Source organism: Glutamicibacter soli, from assembly GCF_052322135.1.
GTDB classification, from domain to species: Bacteria; Actinomycetota; Actinomycetes; order Actinomycetales; family Micrococcaceae; genus Glutamicibacter; species Glutamicibacter soli.
The window spans coordinates 2432456-2448485 of record NZ_CM125969.1; the positions used below are offsets into that span (position 1 = coordinate 2432456).

General features: G+C 66.9%; 11 protein-coding genes. 4 read left to right on the plus strand and 7 right to left on the minus strand.

Annotation, left to right across the window (positions count from 1 at the left end; translation table 11 throughout):
- Positions 1-3: 3 nt before the first annotated feature.
- The 3 genes from ACTX90_RS11455 to ACTX90_RS11465 are packed head-to-tail and all read right to left on the minus strand — an operon-like array spanning position 4 to position 6931.
- Positions 4-3348 (minus strand): ATP-dependent helicase, encoded by a 3345-nt coding sequence (locus ACTX90_RS11455; protein WP_443442101.1) that lies wholly within the window; start codon positions 3346-3348, stop codon positions 4-6.
- Positions 3345-6539 (minus strand): ATP-dependent helicase, encoded by a 3195-nt coding sequence (locus ACTX90_RS11460; protein WP_443442102.1) that lies wholly within the window; start codon positions 6537-6539, stop codon positions 3345-3347. Before ACTX90_RS11460 ends, ACTX90_RS11455 begins: the two co-directional genes overlap by 4 nt.
- A gap of 2 nt (positions 6540-6541) precedes the next feature.
- A complete protein-coding gene (locus ACTX90_RS11465; RefSeq protein WP_047119539.1) occupies positions 6542-6931 on the minus strand; it encodes an MGMT family protein in 390 nt (129 codons plus the stop codon).
- A gap of 87 nt (positions 6932-7018) precedes the next feature.
- Here ACTX90_RS11465 and ACTX90_RS11470 point away from each other — a divergent pair, with 87 nt between their 5' ends.
- The 4 genes from ACTX90_RS11470 (at position 7019) to ACTX90_RS11485 (ending at position 10584) form a co-directional block, all read left to right on the plus strand.
- A complete protein-coding gene (locus ACTX90_RS11470; RefSeq protein WP_047119540.1) occupies positions 7019-7702 on the plus strand; it encodes a 3'-5' exonuclease in 684 nt (227 codons plus the stop codon).
- A gap of 258 nt (positions 7703-7960) precedes the next feature.
- On the plus strand, positions 7961-8953 hold the full coding sequence (locus ACTX90_RS11475) for a methionine ABC transporter ATP-binding protein (protein WP_443442103.1): 993 nt from the start codon (positions 7961-7963) through the stop codon (positions 8951-8953).
- A 4-nt stretch (positions 8954-8957) separates the two neighbouring features.
- A complete protein-coding gene (locus tag ACTX90_RS11480) occupies positions 8958-9623 on the plus strand; it encodes a methionine ABC transporter permease (protein WP_047119542.1) in 666 nt (221 codons plus the stop codon).
- Positions 9624-9729: 106 nt separating this feature from the next.
- Positions 9730-10584: a MetQ/NlpA family ABC transporter substrate-binding protein gene (locus tag ACTX90_RS11485; RefSeq protein WP_047119543.1), complete on the plus strand. Its 855-nt coding sequence runs from the start codon at positions 9730-9732 to the stop codon at positions 10582-10584.
- A 355-nt stretch (positions 10585-10939) separates the two neighbouring features.
- Here the strand turns inward: ACTX90_RS11485 and ACTX90_RS11490 are convergent, their stop codons facing one another.
- From ACTX90_RS11490 to ACTX90_RS11505, 4 genes are all read right to left on the minus strand, one after another.
- Positions 10940-12481, minus strand: a complete 1542-nt coding sequence (locus ACTX90_RS11490) for an amino acid permease (RefSeq protein WP_443442104.1) — start codon at positions 12479-12481, stop codon at positions 10940-10942.
- A 390-nt stretch (positions 12482-12871) separates the two neighbouring features.
- Positions 12872-14179: a glutamate-1-semialdehyde 2,1-aminomutase gene (gene hemL / locus ACTX90_RS11495; RefSeq protein WP_443442105.1), complete on the minus strand. Its 1308-nt coding sequence runs from the start codon at positions 14177-14179 to the stop codon at positions 12872-12874.
- Between the two features lie 5 nt (positions 14180-14184).
- Positions 14185-15168 (minus strand): porphobilinogen synthase, encoded by a 984-nt coding sequence (hemB, locus tag ACTX90_RS11500; protein ID WP_443442106.1) that lies wholly within the window; start codon positions 15166-15168, stop codon positions 14185-14187.
- A 66-nt stretch (positions 15169-15234) separates the two neighbouring features.
- Positions 15235-16026 carry a uroporphyrinogen-III synthase gene (locus ACTX90_RS11505; protein WP_443442107.1) on the minus strand — a complete coding sequence of 264 codons (792 nt, stop codon included), beginning with the start codon at positions 16024-16026 and terminating at the stop codon, positions 15235-15237.
- Positions 16027-16030: the final 4 nt, after the last annotated feature.

Consider the following 16030-nt stretch of genomic DNA (forward strand, 5'->3'; position numbering starts at 1 on the left):
CGCTTACGGGGTGCCGGCCGGCTCCCCTTCTTCCAGCTGCTCGAACGCAGTGGTGATCATTTCCTCGAGCTCCTGTTCGCCGGACAGGTGCTCCGCATGGATCGTCACGCCCGCGGCAACATAGTAGAACGCGGCCTTGATCTGGTCCAGCGGAATGCCGTGGAGCCTGGACCAGCCCAGCCGGTAAACGGCCAGCTGGACCAGCTTGCTCTTCAAGTCCTTGCCCGAGGGCACCCGTCCGGTCTTCCAGTCGAGCATCAGCCAGGTTCCGTCCTCCAGGCGGAACACCGCGTCGATTCGGCCGCGCACTGCCACCGGGCCCACGCGCGTTTCCAGCGGCACCTCCACATAGGCAGGCTGAAGCTGCGCCCATTCGCTGGCGAGGAAGGCCTCCTTCATGGATGCCAAGTCCAGCGCGTCGTCCAGATAGCTGTCGGCCGGCTCCATGATGTCGCCCAAGTCCAGCATCGAGGTCTTCTCGTAGTACTCCTCGATCCAGGCATGGAACGCGGTGCCGCGGCGGGCCGCCAAGCCCGGGCGGCGAGGCACCGGCCGGCGCAGGTTCTCCAGCACCTCGACAGGGTCTTCGGCCAGTTCGACGAAGAGCGAGGCGCGCACGTGTTCCGGCGCTTCGATGCCGCGTTCCCGGTTGGCCAGGAATTCACGCTGGGCGAGAAGGCGCCGCGCTTCCTCGGCCCAGGCTCGACCCACGTCGGTGCTGATCTCGCGGCCGGTGCCCGGCGACAGGACGTCATCTGCAAGTTCCTGGAGCACCTCACGCCGCGAATACGGGTGCGGGCTCTTGGCCACGCCGCCGCGGATCTCGGGCCCGGCCAGCGGGTCATAGGGCCAATCGGCCTCCAGCGGCGTCATGCGGCTGGGGTTTTGCTCCGGCGCATCCTCGTCCTTCACCCACACGCCGATCTCAGCCCGCGGGTGCTCCCCCTCGGCCAGCGGCATCAGCGCGCTGAAGAACAACGATGGGTCGGTCGGCTTGGTCCGGCTGTTGGTCCAGATGCTGCTGCTGCAGATCAGCAGGGTCTTGGCGCGGGTCACCGCCACGTAGGCCAAGCGCCGTTCCTCGGCGATGTGGTGGTCTTCCACATCGGAGGTGAACACGGATTCGGCTTCAAGCAGCTCCTTGAGCGAGGACTGGTCGGTGTCCCATTGCGGCAGATCCCTGGCATCGCCGCGCAGCGGCCACGGGACCGCCTTGTCGCCGCTGGTCCAGCGGTCTGACTTCGATCCCGGGAACACCCCGTCGTTCATCGACATGACCGCCACGGTGTCCCATTCAAGGCCCTTGGAGGCATGCACGGTGAGCAGCTGCACCGACTTCGGGTCTGCGTCCTCGCCCGGCAGCGGCAGGCCCTTTTCCTTTTCGGCTGCCTGTTCCAGCCACATCAGGAATCCGGCCAGTTCCACTCGTGGGGCGTTGCGGCAGTATTCGCGGACCACGTCAGCGAAGGCATCGAGGTTCGCCCGGGACTTGTCGCGGTCGACCCACGGACGGGCGGCGACCTCGATGTCCAGGTTCATGGATCGTTCGACCTCGCGGATCAGCGTGTCCAGGTCGTCGTTGGCCAGCAGCCGCAGCCCGGCCAGCTCCTCGCGCAGCCGGACCAGCCGGGCCCGGCCCTCGGCGCTGAGCTGGCGTCCGTCGCCGCTGGTCCAGTGCTCCGGCGGCAGGTAGTCCAGGGCTTCCACCAGGCTGGCGCCGTCGTTCAGCTCCGCGCGGACGGCTTCCAGCGCAGGCTCGGATTCCGTCCCCGTCTCGTTCTGGATCTCCTGCGGGTTCAGTCCGCGTGCCCGGCGGCGTTCAAGCTGCCGGGACCAGTCCGCGAAGGCAGTCAGGTCCGCGGGGCCCAGCCGCCAGCGCGCGCCGGCCAGCAGCCGCATGAGCTTGTCCGAGCGCAGCGGATCCACCAGCACGTGCAGGCAAGCGACCAAATCGGTCAGTTCCGGGGTGCTGAGCAGCCCGGAAAGGCCCACGAACTGGTAGGCGATGCCGCGCTCGTCGAGCACCTCGGCCATGGAGGCGAGCTGCCCGCGGTTGCGCGAAAGCACGGCGCTGGTGAGCACGGTGCCATCGGCGGCGACGAAGCCTTCGCCCTGGATCAGGTCGGCAATGGCTTCGGCTTCCTGGCGCACGGTGGCGCAGCGGTTGAGCACCACCCGCCCGGGCAGCGCGAAGGCCGAGGGCTCCAGCGGCTTCACTGCCACCGGCCCGGTGGACTGCTGCGCCCCGCCGCCGGTGATGGCGTTGGCGGCCTCCAGCACGTTGACGGTGTTGCGCCAGGCGATGGTCAGGTGGTTGACGTGGGCCAGTTCGCGGCCGTTGGGACGGTGGATCGGGAACTTCTCCGGGAAGCGGAACAGCTGCCCGGCGCTGGCTCCGCGGAAGCCGTAGATCGACTGGTTGGGGTCGCCCACCGCGGTCACCGGGTGGCCCTGGCCGTAGAGTTCGGAGAACAGCACCATTTGGGCGTGCGAGGTGTCCTGGAACTCGTCCAGCAGCACCACCTTGTGCGTCGTGCGTTCGGCGAGCGCCGCGGCGGGAACCTGCTGGGCGATGGTCGCTGCGTGGGCGACCAGGTCGCCGTAGTCCATGACGCCGAGCTTCTTCTTCTGCGCCGCGTAGTCCTCGGCCAGCTGCGCGATGGTGGCGCGGGAGGCCAGCTTGTCGATGAGCTTGAGGGCGGCCTGCGTGGGCGCCTTGTTCTTCTCCGGGTCCATCGGCAAGGTGCGCAGCCGGGCCACCAGGTCGTCGATCCATCCGTGCGCCTCGGGCGCGGTGAGCAGGTGCTCGGCCGCTTCGGAGCTGAAGGACACGATGGCGTCGATCAGCGTGCTGGTGGCGCTGTTCAGGTGGCGGTAGTCCCCCGTATAGCTTTCAAGCACCGTGTGGGCCAGCTGCCAGGACTGCGCGGCGCCCAGCAGCACGGTGTCCTCCTCCAGTCCGAGGCGCAGCCCGTGGTCCTGGACCAGGGTGTTGGCGTAGGAGTGGTAGGTGGATACCGCGGGGTCCAGGAAGTCCCGGGTGGTTTCCTCGCTGAGCAGTCCGGTGGCCACCAGCTGGGCGATCTTTGCGCGGATGCGCACCGACAGCTCGCCGGCGGCCTTGCGGGTGAAGGTCACTCCGAGGATTTCCTCCGGGCGCACCAGCTGGTTGGCGACCAGCCAGACCACCTTGTCAGCCATGGTCTTGGTCTTGCCGGATCCGGCGCCGGCGATAACCAGCATGGGCTCCAGCGGAGCGCTGATGATCTGCGCCTGCTGCTTGGTGGGCGGGAACTTCTCCCCCAGCGCCTCGGAGAGCTCCTGCGGGGTGTACTTGATCATGCTCATGGTTCGGTGACCTGTCGTCCTTCGTTGCACAGCGGACAGATTTCGGGAAGGGTGCAGCTGCCCAGCAGGCCTGCGGATCCAGCCACATGCCGGGTGGTGAATTCGGTGTGGCCCATCAGCTCGGCGGCTTCCAGGATGAGTTTGCGGGCCCAGTCTTCCTGGCCCAGCGCCGGCTGGTCGCGCAATGCGGGGCTTTTGGCGGAGGTGCCCACGTAGACCAGGGTCGCCCCGGCGGGGTCGTCCGAGAGCCCGGCAGTCTGCTCGTGCTCCTGCAGGGCACCGAGCTGGATGGCGGTCTGGTAGACGCCCAGCTGGGCGTGCTCCAGCACGTCGTTCTTGCTCGGCGCCGAGGCACCGGTCTTCAGGTCCACCACGGTGACCCTGCCGTTGGCATCGGCCTCGACGCGGTCGATGATGCCGCGGATCTGCACCGGATCCCCGCCGGTGGGGACCTCCACGTTGAAGGGCAGCTCGCGGGCCACGAGCCGGCGGCCTTCCTGGCGGGAGGCCACGCAATACTGGGCGAACTTCTTGAGCATCGAGTTGGCCCGGTCGAAGTCCCGCTGGCCTTCCCAGTTCTCCGGCTTCTCCAGCTCCGGCCAGCGCTCCTCTAGGATGCGCTCGTATTCCGAGCTGCTGGCCTCGGGGTGTTCCTCCGCGATGGAGTGGATCAGGGTTCCCAGGGAGGCTGCGAAGTCGTGGGCCGCGGTGCCTCCGGCGCTTTGCACAAACCAGTTCAGCGGCGACTTGACCAGGGTCTCGACCTTGGAGGGCGAGATCCTGCGCGGCTGGCCTTCCGGGATGACCGGCCCATGGCTGCTCAACGGCAGCATGCCCCACCAGGAGGAGGGGTGCGCCCCGCGGACGATGCGCGGCTGCGCCGCCAGCCCGGAGAGCACCTGGGCTGCATCCCGGTACAGGTCGTCGGCGCTGACCTGCGGCGGTGGGGCGATCGCCCCGAGCTGCGCGGCCTTGGCGCGTTCTGCGGTATTGCGCAGCTCCGCCACCAGGGCGGGTAGCGCGCGGATGCGCGGCACCGGGGTCGGGGCGCGGCCCTCATCCCCCGGCGGATCCACCAGGTCCATGAAGGAGGAAGGCTGGGAGTCCTCGTTGTCCACGGCGGTGCAGATCAGCTGGGAGCTGGCGCGGGAGACCGCGTTGCTGAAGCTGCGCAGCTCGTCGCTGCGGATCTGGCGGACCAGATGTGTGGGGGTCCGGGTGGCCAGGAACCCGATGCCGTGCTCCACCACGTCGGCCAGCGCGTTCGAGCCCAGCAGTTCGCCTCGCAGCCGCAGGTTGGGCCAGGATCCTTCCTGCAGCCCCGGGATGAAAACGATGGGCCACTGCTTGCCGGCGGCCGCCGCGGTGGTCAGCACCGTGACGTGCTGGCCTCCGGAGCCGCGACTGGCCAGCGAGTCCATAGGCAGCTCCTGGTGCAGGATGTGCTCGATGAACTGCTCCACGCTTGCTCCGGGCAGCTGGTCGACGAATCGCTCGGCGGCCTGGAACAGGGACAGCACCGCATCCAGGTCATGGTCGGCCCGGCGTGCGGTGGTTCCGGCCCCCAGGGCTTCCTCCCGCCAGGCCTTGGCGCGCCCGGAGGCTTCCCACATGACCCACAGGGCGGTTTCCGGGGTGGCGGTGCCGGAGGCAAGCTCCTCGCGCAGCGCGGTGTACATCTTCAGCAGACGCTGCAGCCCGAAGGCCGGCTTACCCAGGTCCGCGGCGAGCTCCGGCTCCGCGAGGCAGGCTTCGAGCAGCTCCTGGCTGGAGCGCCGACCGCCGCGGGACGACTCCTGCTGGCGCAGCAGCTGGCGCAGCCGGCGGATTTCCAGCGCGGTGCTCATGCCGTAGCGCGAGAGCAGCAGGTTCTGCATCAGCAGCGGATCCTCGCCCGCCCCGTCGGCGAACGCCAGGTCCAGCAGGTCCAGCAGCGGGCGGACCGCGGATTCGTCCTTGAGCGGGATTTCGGCCGGGGGCACCTGCACGGCGATCCCCTGGCCTTCCAGGAAGCGGCTGAGCGAACGCACTTGGGAACCGTTGCGCACCACGATGGCGATGTCCGAGAGGTCCTTGCCTTCGAAGAGGTTCAGCTGCACGATGCGCTGGGCGATGAAGCGCTCTTCCAGGGTGGAGTTCTCGAAGGTGAGCGCCTGCGCGGCCCCGGCGCCGGCGGCCGCCACCGGCTCCACGGCGCGGCCACGGGTTCCGGTGACCACCGGGATGCGGCGCACGATGCGGCGCCAGGCCTCGGTGATTTCAGGGCCCATCCGGTAGCCGGTGCCCAGTTCGAGGATCTGCGCGTCATCGGCGCTGGTGTAGCGGGCGGAGAAGCGGTGCAGCTGGTCGGCGCGGGCGCCGCGGAATCCCTGGACCACGCTGTCCGGCGCAGCGAAGGCCAGCAGCGGGCGGTCGCGGCCCAGCAGCGCCAGCAGCCGGTGCTGGGACAGGGTGGCTTCCTGCAGGTCGTCAACCAGGATCAGCGCCAGCCGGTCCTGCTCGGCGTGCAGGAAGTCGGGGTTCTCCTCCAGCAGCTGCGCGGCGCGGGTGATCAGCCCCGCCGGGTCGAAGGCTTCGGCGTTGCCCAAATCCAGCAGGTCGCGGTACTCCTGGTAGAACCGGGCGGCGGCAAGCCATTCCGGGCGGGCGGCGGCCTGCCCGTAGTCGGCGATGTCCGCCGGGTCCAGGCCCAGTTCCGAGACGCGGTCGAAGAATTCGCGCAGCTCCTTGCGGAAGCCCCGGGTTTCCACCGCCAGCTCCAGGTCGGCAGGCCAGCCTGGGCCCGGGGTCAGGCCCTGGGCGTGGCCTTCGAGCAGGTTGCCGATGAGGGTGTCCTGCTCGGGGCCCGAGAGCAGCCGCGGGGCGCGCTCGACGAAGGGCAGCAGCCCCTCGACCCGGGCACGGCGGATCAGGTCGAACGCGTAGGCGGACCAGGTGCGGACCACCGGTTCGGTGAAGGTGCGCTGGGCGCGGCGGCTGAGCTCGTCGCGGATGGCCGCGGCGCTCAGCCGGGTGGGCGCGATGACCAGCAGCGAGAGCGGGTCCAGACCGTCGTCCAGGCGGGCCACCGCGGTGTCGATGAGCGCGGTGGTCTTGCCGGTGCCGGGGGCACCGGCGACCAGCATGGGGGTTCGTGCGCCGGCCAGGGTTTCCAGCAGCGGGGCCGATTCCTCGGCGGGTACGTCGTGCATACTCATAGTTGATCATCCGCCTCGGACATTTTCGGGTTGCCCAGCGCCGCGCGCAGCGCGTCGATGCGCTCCCACTGGGCGGGGTCGGGTTTCCACCGTTTGCGGTTCATGTCGATCCGCCGGCCGGGAGACGCGAGCTCCTCTGCGGCCCAGTGCCCGGAGGCTTCGGCCATCAGCGCCCCGGTGATCGTTCCGTCGGAGCGCAGGATCCGCCACCACGGCGTGCCCTCCGGGGCGGCCCCCATGGCCTTGCCCGCCTGCCGGGCGGAGCCGCTGCCCAGCAGCTCGGCCACGTCCCCGTAGCTCAGGACCGCACCGCGCGGGACCAGCTGGGCCAGTTCGTGGACGGCATCGGGGTAGGCCAGTGATTCTTCGCGCTCGGCTGGGGTCATGACTCCATTGTGCCAAGCCGTCCGGCGTGCTCCACATCCGGTGCGTCCAAGACCCGACATGTCCGCGCCGGGCTGTAGCGTTGAACCATGACTGAATGGCAGAACGGCCTCGCCGTAGGCTTTGACTTGGAAACTACCGGCGTTGACACCGCCACCGCACGCATCGTCACCGCCTCGGTGGTGCTGCTCGATGCGCAGGAGAATATCGTCAACCAACGCGAGTGGCTGGTTGATCCGGGGATCGAGATCCCCGAGGCGGCCACCGCCGTGCACGGAATCTCTACCGAGAAGGCCCGCGCCGAGGGCATTCCGGCGGCGCAGGCGGTACGCGAGATCCTGGGCCTGCTCGCCTTCGCCTCCGAGCAGGCTCCGCTGATCGCCTTCAATGCCGCCTACGATTTCTCCGTCCTGCATGCCGAGGCGCTGCGCTACAACATGCCGCCGTTCATTCCCGGCAACGTGATCGATCCGTTCATCATCGACAAGCAGGTCGACAAATGGCGCAAAGGCAAGCGGACTCTGGGCGCCGCCTGCGAGCATTACGGCGTGGTGCTGGAAAACGCGCACACCTCATTCGCCGACGCCGTCGCCTGCGTGGCGGTGGCCAGGGCGATCGCGGAGAAATACCCGCAGCTCCAGGTCGACCCGCAGGTGCTCCACGGCTGGCAGATCGGCTGGGCGCGCGAACAGGCCGAAAGCTTCCAAACCTACCTGCGCAAGACCAAGCCCGAGGCGCTTGTCGACGGCGCATGGCCCATCAAGGATGATTAATACGCCCTGCCGCGGCCGAGTCGCGACGGCAAGGTAATGCACTTCACAGAGAGCTCGGGCTCTCTGGGCACGCTGTGAAACAGGGCATTCGTTCATTTATCGCGGCCATCGCGCGAAGTATATTCGACGCTGGGTCGCTGAATGCCGGATATTAAGTACGATGACCCAATGCAGGGGGTTATTCGGGCGATTTTGTTCGATAGTGGTTGAATGGAGGGTACTCTCTACACCCTTTGAGAATCTGAAGGAACACGCCTAGTGATCACAGTTAGTGACCTGCGCAAGGTCTACCGCCAGGGAAGCAACGACGTTGTCGCCCTGGGCGGGGTCAGCCTTGAAGTCCCTACCGGGAAAATTCATGGCATCGTCGGACATTCCGGAGCTGGTAAATCCACCCTCGTCCGCTGCCTGACCTTGCTCGACCAGCCCACTTCCGGAACCGTGTCGGTAAACGGCAAGGAGCTGACCAACGTCAGCGCGGACGAGCTGCGCGATGCGCGCCGCCGGATCGGGATGGTTTTCCAGCACGCTAACCTCTTCGATTCCCGCACCACCGAGCAGAACGTCGGCTACCCGCTGGAGCTGACCGGCACTCCCAAGAAGGAGATCGCCGCCAAGGTCGCCGAGCTGCTGGAACTTGTGGGCCTTGCCAAGTTCGCCAAGGCTTATCCGTCGCAGCTCTCCGGCGGCCAGCGCCAGCGTGTGGGCATCGCCCGCGCCCTGGCCACCGATCCGGATGTCCTGCTGTGCGACGAGCCCACCAGCGCCCTGGATCCGAAGACCACCGACGAGATCCTGGAACTGGTCAAGAAGCTGCGCGACCGCCTGAACATCACGGTGCTGATCATCACCCATGAGATGCACGTCGTGAAGCAGGCCTGCGATTCGGTGTCGCTGCTTGAGGGCGGCTTCATTGTCGAGCACGGCGATATCGCCTCGGTGATCACCAACGCCCAGGGCCGCCTGGCCCACACGCTGCTGCCGCTGCCAGGGGACGCGCCGCGTTCGGCCGGTGCCGGCACGATCCTCGACCTCCTGTACACCGGAGACCAGGCCACCGAGCCGGTCATTTCAGCGGTTTCCCGCACCTTCAACATCGACGTCAACGTCCTGGCCGGTTCGGTTGAACAGCTCAGCAACCAGCAGTACGCGCACCTGCGCATCCAGCTGCCGGTCGATGCGGACGTCGAGGCGATCACCAATTATCTGAAGTCGAACGGCATTGCCGTCACCGTGAAGGGAACCAAGTAAGCCCATGGATTTCCTCACCCCTACCGTCCAGAAAGCCATGCTGACCGCGACCTGGGAAACCATCGAGATGGTGCTCATTTCCGGCGTCGTCACCGTGGTCATCGGCCTGCTGCTCGGCATCCTGCTGCACGTCACCGGCAAGGGCGGGCTGATGCCCGTGCGCTGGCTGAACGTCGTGCTCTCCGGGATCATCGTGAATATCACCCGCTCGATCCCGTTCGCCATCCTGATGGTGGCGCTGATTCCGTTCGCGGTCATTGTCGTGGGAACCTCGCTGGGCCCCATCGCGGCCTCGGTCTCGTTGACCATCGGCACCATCCCGTTCTTCGCCCGCCTGGTCGAGACCGCCCTGCGCGACGTCTCCTCCGGCAAGGTCGACGCCGCCCTGGTCATGGGCTCCACCAAGATGCAGGTCATCCGCAAGGTCATGGTGCCCGAGGCGATGCCCGGCATCGTCGCGGCCGTCACCACGACAGTGGTCACGCTGATCGGCTACTCGGCCATGGCCGGCCTGGTCGGCGGCGGTGGCTTGGGCCGCATGGCCTACACCTACGGCTATACCCGCTACAACCCTGAGATCATGCTCATGACGATCATCATCATCGTGGTCATGGTGCAGGTTGTCCAGATCATCGGCGATGTGATCGCCCGCAAGGTCGACCACCGCTAGAAACGTCCATCGGTCCATCCGACGGACGCCCGGAAGCCAGCGGCTTCTCCGGGCAAAAATCACTCGCACACGCCGTTCCCGGCACGTCAAACTAAGGAAACACGCAATGCGCAAAAAGCTCGCTCTTGCACTGACCGGTGTCGCAGCAATCTTCGCCCTCTCCGCCTGCGGCGGCAGCGATGCACCTGCCGCCGACGCCTCGGCACAGCCGCTGGATCCGGCGAACCCGGTAGTCCTCAAGGTCGGTGCCAGCCCGGTTCCGCAGGCCCAGATCCTGACCTACATCGACGAGAACCTGGCCAAGGACGCAGGCATCGACCTGGATGTCGTGGAAATCGACGACTACGTCACCCCGAACACTTCCCTGGACGATAAGTCGCTGGACGCCAACTACTTCCAGACCGAGAAGTACCTGGCCACCGAGGTTGCCGAGAAGGGCTATAAGTTCGCCCACGGCGCCGGCATCCACGTTGAGCCGATGACCGTCTTCTCGAAGAAGTTCGACAAGCCGGAAGACGTTACCGAGGGCGCCAGCGTGGTGCTGAACAACGACCCGGTCAACCAGCTGCGCGGCATGCGCGTGCTGGAGTCCGCAGGCCTGCTGGCCGGTCTGGAAGACACCGACTCGGTGCTGACCGTGCAGGACGACAAGGCCAAGAATCCCAAGGGCCTGAAGCTCGACGAGGTAAGCGCCGAGCAGGTTCCGCAGTACTACACCAAGGACAACTCGGTCGACATCGCCGTGATCAACGGCAACTTCATCGTCCAGGCCAAGCTGAACAAGGACGAAATTCTGGCCCAGGAATCCGGCGAGAACAACCCGAACGCCAACTTCCTGACCTGGCGTGAAGGCGAAGAGACCCCGGCCATCGCAAAGCTCGAAGAGCTGCTGCACTCGGACGAGGTCCGCACCTACATCAAGGACACCTGGACCGACGGAAGCGTCATCCCGGCCTTCTAGTCTCCACGGCACCGTATGAATTGCACGGCCGCCCATCCTCAGCGACTCTCGTCATTGAACCGGATGGGCGGCCGTTCTTATTTTGCATCCGCTGATTCCCAGCCCGCCAGACCAGCCCCCTCGCAGTCGGTGACGGCACCGCGGCCGCGCTCCCCCGGGCATTTCCGTGACTGGGCCACGAAGCGGACACCAAAAGGCACAGGCGCCCAGAGGATCCTCACGGATGCCAGCGCACCAACACAAAACACCGATGCATTCTTCCTCGCCTGGATCACAGGGACGGCGGAATGCATCGGTGCTTTCACAAGCTCGAGGGGTCGGGCAATACCAGCGGCACGGCCAGCGGGTTACACGGCTACCGGGCTGATGCCGCCGAACTGCCTTCGAGTTCTGGCCCACCCTCGGCGGAGGCAGTGTTCTCGGCGACGTCCTCATCGTTCAGCCGCGAATGGCCTCGGCCGTAGGCGAAGTAGATGACCACGCCAATGACCAGCCACACGACAAAATACATCCAGGTTTCAATGGCCAAGTTGAGCATCAGATAGGTGCACAGCAAAGCCGAAACGATCGGGATCACCGGGCCAAAGGGAACACGGAACGCGGGCTTCAGGTCCGGGCGCTTGCGGCGCAGCACCAGGATACCCAGGCTGACCATCACGAAGGCGGACAGCGTACCGATGTTGATCATCTCTTCAAGCACATCCACGCGCGTGAAGCCAGCGGCCAGGGCCACCAGGGTGCCGCAGACGACCGTGATGCGCACCGGGCTGCCGCGCTTGGCGCTGACCTTGGACAGCGAATGCGGCAGCAGCCCGTCGCGGCTGATGGCGAGCACCACACGCGTCAGGCCCATCAGCAGCACCATCACCACGGTGGTCAACCCGATGAGCGAGCCGACGGCGATGATGGAGGCCGCGCCGTCGTTGCCTACCGCTGCGAAGGCCGTGGCCAAGGTCGGATTCTCGACGGCTGCAAGATCCTTGTAGGAGACCATTCCGGTCAGCGCGAAGGACACGCCGATGTAGAGCAGGGTGGTGAGCGCAAGGCCCGCGAAGATGCCGCGCGGCAGCGTCTTGTTCGGGTTCTTGACCTCTTCGGCGCTGGTGGCGACGACATCGAAGCCGACGAAGGCGAAGAAGACCAAGGCGGCGCCTGCCAGCACTCCCGCCACGCCGTACTGGGCCGGTGCGGCTCCCGTGGCAAAGGAGAAGAGCGACTGCTGGAGCACGTCGGCGGTGCCGTTCCCGGCGGACGGAACTGCTTCGGGGACAAACGGGGTGATGTTGTCCGCGTTGAAGTAGAACAGGCCGGCGGCGATCACGAAGAGCACCACGGCGATCTTGATGACGGTGAACACGTTCCCCACGGTCGCCGACAACTTGGTCCCCAAAACGAGCAGCACCGTGAACAGCGCAACAATCAGCAACGGCCCCCAGCTCATGGTCACGGGACCCAGGTCGATGGTCGCAGAGAGATGGATCCCGGCGAACTGGAACACTTCAGTGAGGTAGATACCCCAATATTTGGCGATGACCGCTGCCGCGGTGAACAGTTCGAGGATCAGGTTCCATCCGATGATCCAGGCAATGAACTCGCCCATGGTGGCGTAGGAAAAGACATACGCGGAACCTGCGACGGGAATCGCCGTCGCGAATTCCGCGTAACACATGATCGCCATGGCACAGGTTAGTGCGGCGATGACAAAAGATACCGTGACGGCGGGGCCGGCAAAGTTGGCTGCCGCCCGCGCGCCCACGGAAAAGATTCCCGCACCTACCGATACTGCGACACCCATGATCATCAGATCCCAGATGTTCAGGGTCCTTTTCAGCTGACGCCCGGGCCCTGCGGCGTCCGCCAGGAAACTCTCAACTGGCTTGGTACGAAATAGGCTCACTTTGATCCCTTGTGAGATGAAATGCGACAAACTTACCGCCCAAGCTTAGCTGTGCAACATGGGAGCCATTTTTCGCATTTTCCCAGATCAGAACGCAACAAGGCATCATCTTCAGCAGCCCGGGAGTTGTGAGGACGCCGAACATTGTTCAACAATAACCGGGCTGACGTGGGTCGATTTCGCGGTCCACGCCGCTCGGAGCACTCAACGCCGGCGGGCAGGTCTGCGTCAAGCTCCGGCGCCTTGGAGCAAAGCCCTGTGACTCAGGACTCGCGGATTGGGAAGACGAAACCCACATTTAACGCAGCAGGCTCCCCGCCCATTGGCACGACACATGGTGTCGGGCAGATGTCCGGGGAGCCTGCGATGCCCGTTGCCGGGACGAATAACCTAGGCCGTGGCGGCCGCCGCGGCCTTGGCAGCTGCCGGCAGGGCCGAGACGATCTTTTCCAGCGCCGCGTCGTCGTGCGCGGCGGAGACGAACCAGGCTTCGAACACGCTTGGCGGCAGGTAGACGCCCGAGTCCAGCATGGAGTGGAAGAACGGCGCGTAGCGGAACGCTTCCTGCTTCTGGGCGTCGGCGTAGTTGTGCACGCCGGTGGCGGAGGTGCCGAAGGCGACCGAGAACAGGGTGCCGGCGCGCTGGATCGAGTGGTCCAGGCCCTCGGCGTTGAAGGCCGAGGTGATGGCGTCCTGCAGGGCGGCGGACTGCTTGGCCAGGAACGCGTAGACCTCGTCGGTGGCGTTCTCCAGCTGGGCGATGCCGGCGGCCATGGCCACCGGGTTGCCTGACAGGGTTCCGGCCTGGTAGACCGGGCCCAGCGGGGCCAGGTAGTCCATGACCTCGGCGCGGCCGCCCAGGGCGGCGGTCGGCAGGCCGCCGCCGATGACCTTGCCGAAGGTGTACAGGTCGGCGTTCCAGCCTTCCACGCGTCCGGTCAGGCCCCAGTAGCCGGCATCCGAGGCGCGGAAGCCGGTGAGCACCTCGTCCAGGATCAGCAGGGCGCCGTGCTGGGCGGTGGTGTCCTTGAGGAACTTGTTGAAGCCCTCCTCCGGGGTCACCACACCCATGTTGCACGGTGCGGATTCGGTGATCACCGCGGCGATGTTGCTTCCGTGCTCGGCGAAGGCGGCTTGAACGGCGGCGCGGTCGTTGTACGGCAGCACCAGGGTTTCGGCGGCGGTGGCGGCGGTGACGCCGGCGGATCCCGGCAGGGCCAGGGTGGCGACGCCCGAACCGGCATCGGCCAGCAGGCCGTCCAGGTGGCCGTGGTAGCAGCCGGAGAACTTGATGATCAGCTCGCGGCCGGTGAAGCCGCGGGCCAGGCGCACCGCGGTCATGGTGGCCTCGGTGCCGGTGGACACCATGCGCAGGCGCTCCACGCCGCCCATGCGGCTCTTGATCAGCTGGCCGAGCTTCGCCTCGTCCGGGGTGGAGGCGCCGAAGGACAGGCCGCGGTCCACCGCTGCGTGTACTGCCGCCTGGATCTGCGGGTGGGCGTGGCCCAGCAGCGCCGGACCCCACGAGCAGACCAGGTCCACGTATTCCTTGCCGTCCGCGTCGGTCAAGTAGGCGCCCTTGGCGCCGACCATGAACGGCGGGACGCCGCCGACCGAGCCGAAGGCGCGCACCGGGGAGTTCACGCCGCCGGGCATGACCTCGCGGGCCTCGGCAAAAAGCTTTTCAGAGTTCGACATGCGTCTTACTTACCTTCCTTGAGCCAGCCGGCAACTTCGGCTGCGTAGTATGTGAGGATCTGTTCGGCGCCCGCACGCTTGATGGACAGCAGGGATTCGAGCACCGAGGCCCTGCGGTCGATCCAGCCGTTGGCGCTGGCGGCCTCGATCATCGAGTACTCGCCGGAAATCTGGTAGGCCGAAACCGGCACCGGGGAAATCTCCGCCACGTCGCGCACGATGTCCAGGTAGCTCATGGCCGGCTTGACCATGATCATGTCCGCGCCCTCGGCGATGTCCAGCTCCGCTTCCAGGATGGCTTCACGGCGGTTGGCGGCGTCCATCTGGTAGGTGCGGCGGTCGCCCTTCAGCTGGGAGTCCACGGCTTCGCGGAAGGGTCCGTAGAAGGCGCTGGCGTACTTGGCGCTGTAGGCAAGGATTGCGGTGTCCAGGTGGCCTTCGGCGTCCAGGGCCTCGCGGATCGCGCCGATCTGGCCGTCCATCATGCCCGACGGGCCGAGCATGTGGGCGCCGGCCTGGGCCTGCGCGACAGCCATCTGGCCGTAGATCTCCAAGGTGGCGTCGTTGTCCACGGCGCCGTCGGCGTCCAGCACGCCGCAGTGGCCGTGCGAGGTGAACTCGTCCAGGCACACGTCGGACATGACCACCAGGTGGTCGCCGACCTCGGCGCGCACTGCGGCGATGCCGCGGTTCAGGATGCCCTGCGGGTCGATGCCCGCCGAGCCGTTCTCATCGCGTTCGGCCGGAATGCCGAAGAGCATGATGCCGCCCAGGCCCAGCTTGACCGCATCCGCCGCGGCGGCCTTGAGGCTGTCGATGGTGTGCTGGTAGACGCCGGGCATCGAGGTGATCTCGTTGGGCTCGCTCAGTCCCTCGCGCACGAACGCCGGCAGGATCAGCTGGCGTGCGGACAGCTCGTTTTCGGCAACCAGCGCGCGGATGGCCGGGTTCTGCCGCAGGCGGCGTGGTCGATGCTGAGGGAAACCCATGGCTTCGTATCTCCAGTTCTACTCTTGCTTCTTGAAAAGTCTTGCGCGGTCGTGCGCCGGCGCGGCCTAGCCAATTCCCAGCACGCTGCGCGCTGCCCTGGCCAGTCCGGCCGGTCCGGGGTCCTGCGCGGTGCCGTGCACCGGCAGCCCTGCGGCTTCCAGCGCGCGGGCGGTGGGCTGGCCGATGGCCAGCGTGTGGACGCGCGCAGGCAACCGGCCTCCGGCCAGCTGCGCGAAGCGCCGCACGATGCTCGGGGCGCTGAACACCACTAAATCCAGTTCTTCCAGTTTCGCACCGATAAGCGCTGGATCAAGGCATGTGACGTGTTCCGGCGCGGGCGGGCCGGGCACCGGGCGGCCCTGGGTGCCGGCATCCACGGTGCGGTAGGCGATGACCTCGTCCACCTGCACCGGCAGTCCGGCCAGGAAATCGCCCAGCGTGCTGCTGGCCAGATCCCCGTGCGGGTAGCAGATGCGCGCCCCGGCCGGCGGGGCCCACTGCGCGGCCATGCCCGCGGCGGACTGCACCTCGGGCTGGAAATCGGTCTCCAGGCCCAGCAGTTCGCTGGCCGATTGGGCCGTTTTCGCTCCGACGACCGCGAGCTTCAGGGATCGCGGCAACGGCCGCCCGTCCAGCAGCTCGCGCAGCACCGCCACGGTGGTGGCGCTGGTGAGCACCAGCCAGTCGTAGGATCCGTCCCGCAGCGCCGCCGCCATGGACGACAGCGCTGCGGTGTCCTGCGGCCAGATGGCGTCGATCAGCCGGGAGCACCAGGAGGTGATGCCCAGCTTCTCGAATTCCCGCACGGTGGCCGCGGCGCGGGCCGCATCGCGCAGGATCAGAGCCTGGTAGACCATGGGC

What these genes read in the sequence shown, in the direction of transcription:
- ACTX90_RS11470 (WP_047119540.1), top strand. Translation starts at nt 7,019, where the DNA reads ATGACTGAATGGCAGAACGGCCTCGCCGTAGGCTTTGACTTGGAAACT.
- ACTX90_RS11480 (WP_047119542.1), top strand. Translation starts at nt 8,958, where the DNA reads ATGGATTTCCTCACCCCTACCGTCCAGAAAGCCATGCTGACCGCGACC.
- ACTX90_RS11465 (WP_047119539.1), bottom strand. Translation starts at nt 6,931, where the DNA reads ATGACCCCAGCCGAGCGCGAAGAATCACTGGCCTACCCCGATGCCGTC.
- hemL (WP_443442105.1), bottom strand. Translation starts at nt 14,179, where the DNA reads ATGTCGAACTCTGAAAAGCTTTTTGCCGAGGCCCGCGAGGTCATGCCC.
- ACTX90_RS11455 (WP_443442101.1), bottom strand. Translation starts at nt 3,348, where the DNA reads ATGAGCATGATCAAGTACACCCCGCAGGAGCTCTCCGAGGCGCTGGGG.
- hemB (WP_443442106.1), bottom strand. Translation starts at nt 15,168, where the DNA reads ATGGGTTTCCCTCAGCATCGACCACGCCGCCTGCGGCAGAACCCGGCC.
- ACTX90_RS11505 (WP_443442107.1), bottom strand. Translation starts at nt 16,026, where the DNA reads ATGGTCTACCAGGCTCTGATCCTGCGCGATGCGGCCCGCGCCGCGGCC.
- ACTX90_RS11485 (WP_047119543.1), top strand. Translation starts at nt 9,730, where the DNA reads ATGCGCAAAAAGCTCGCTCTTGCACTGACCGGTGTCGCAGCAATCTTC.
- ACTX90_RS11460 (WP_443442102.1), bottom strand. Translation starts at nt 6,539, where the DNA reads ATGCACGACGTACCCGCCGAGGAATCGGCCCCGCTGCTGGAAACCCTG.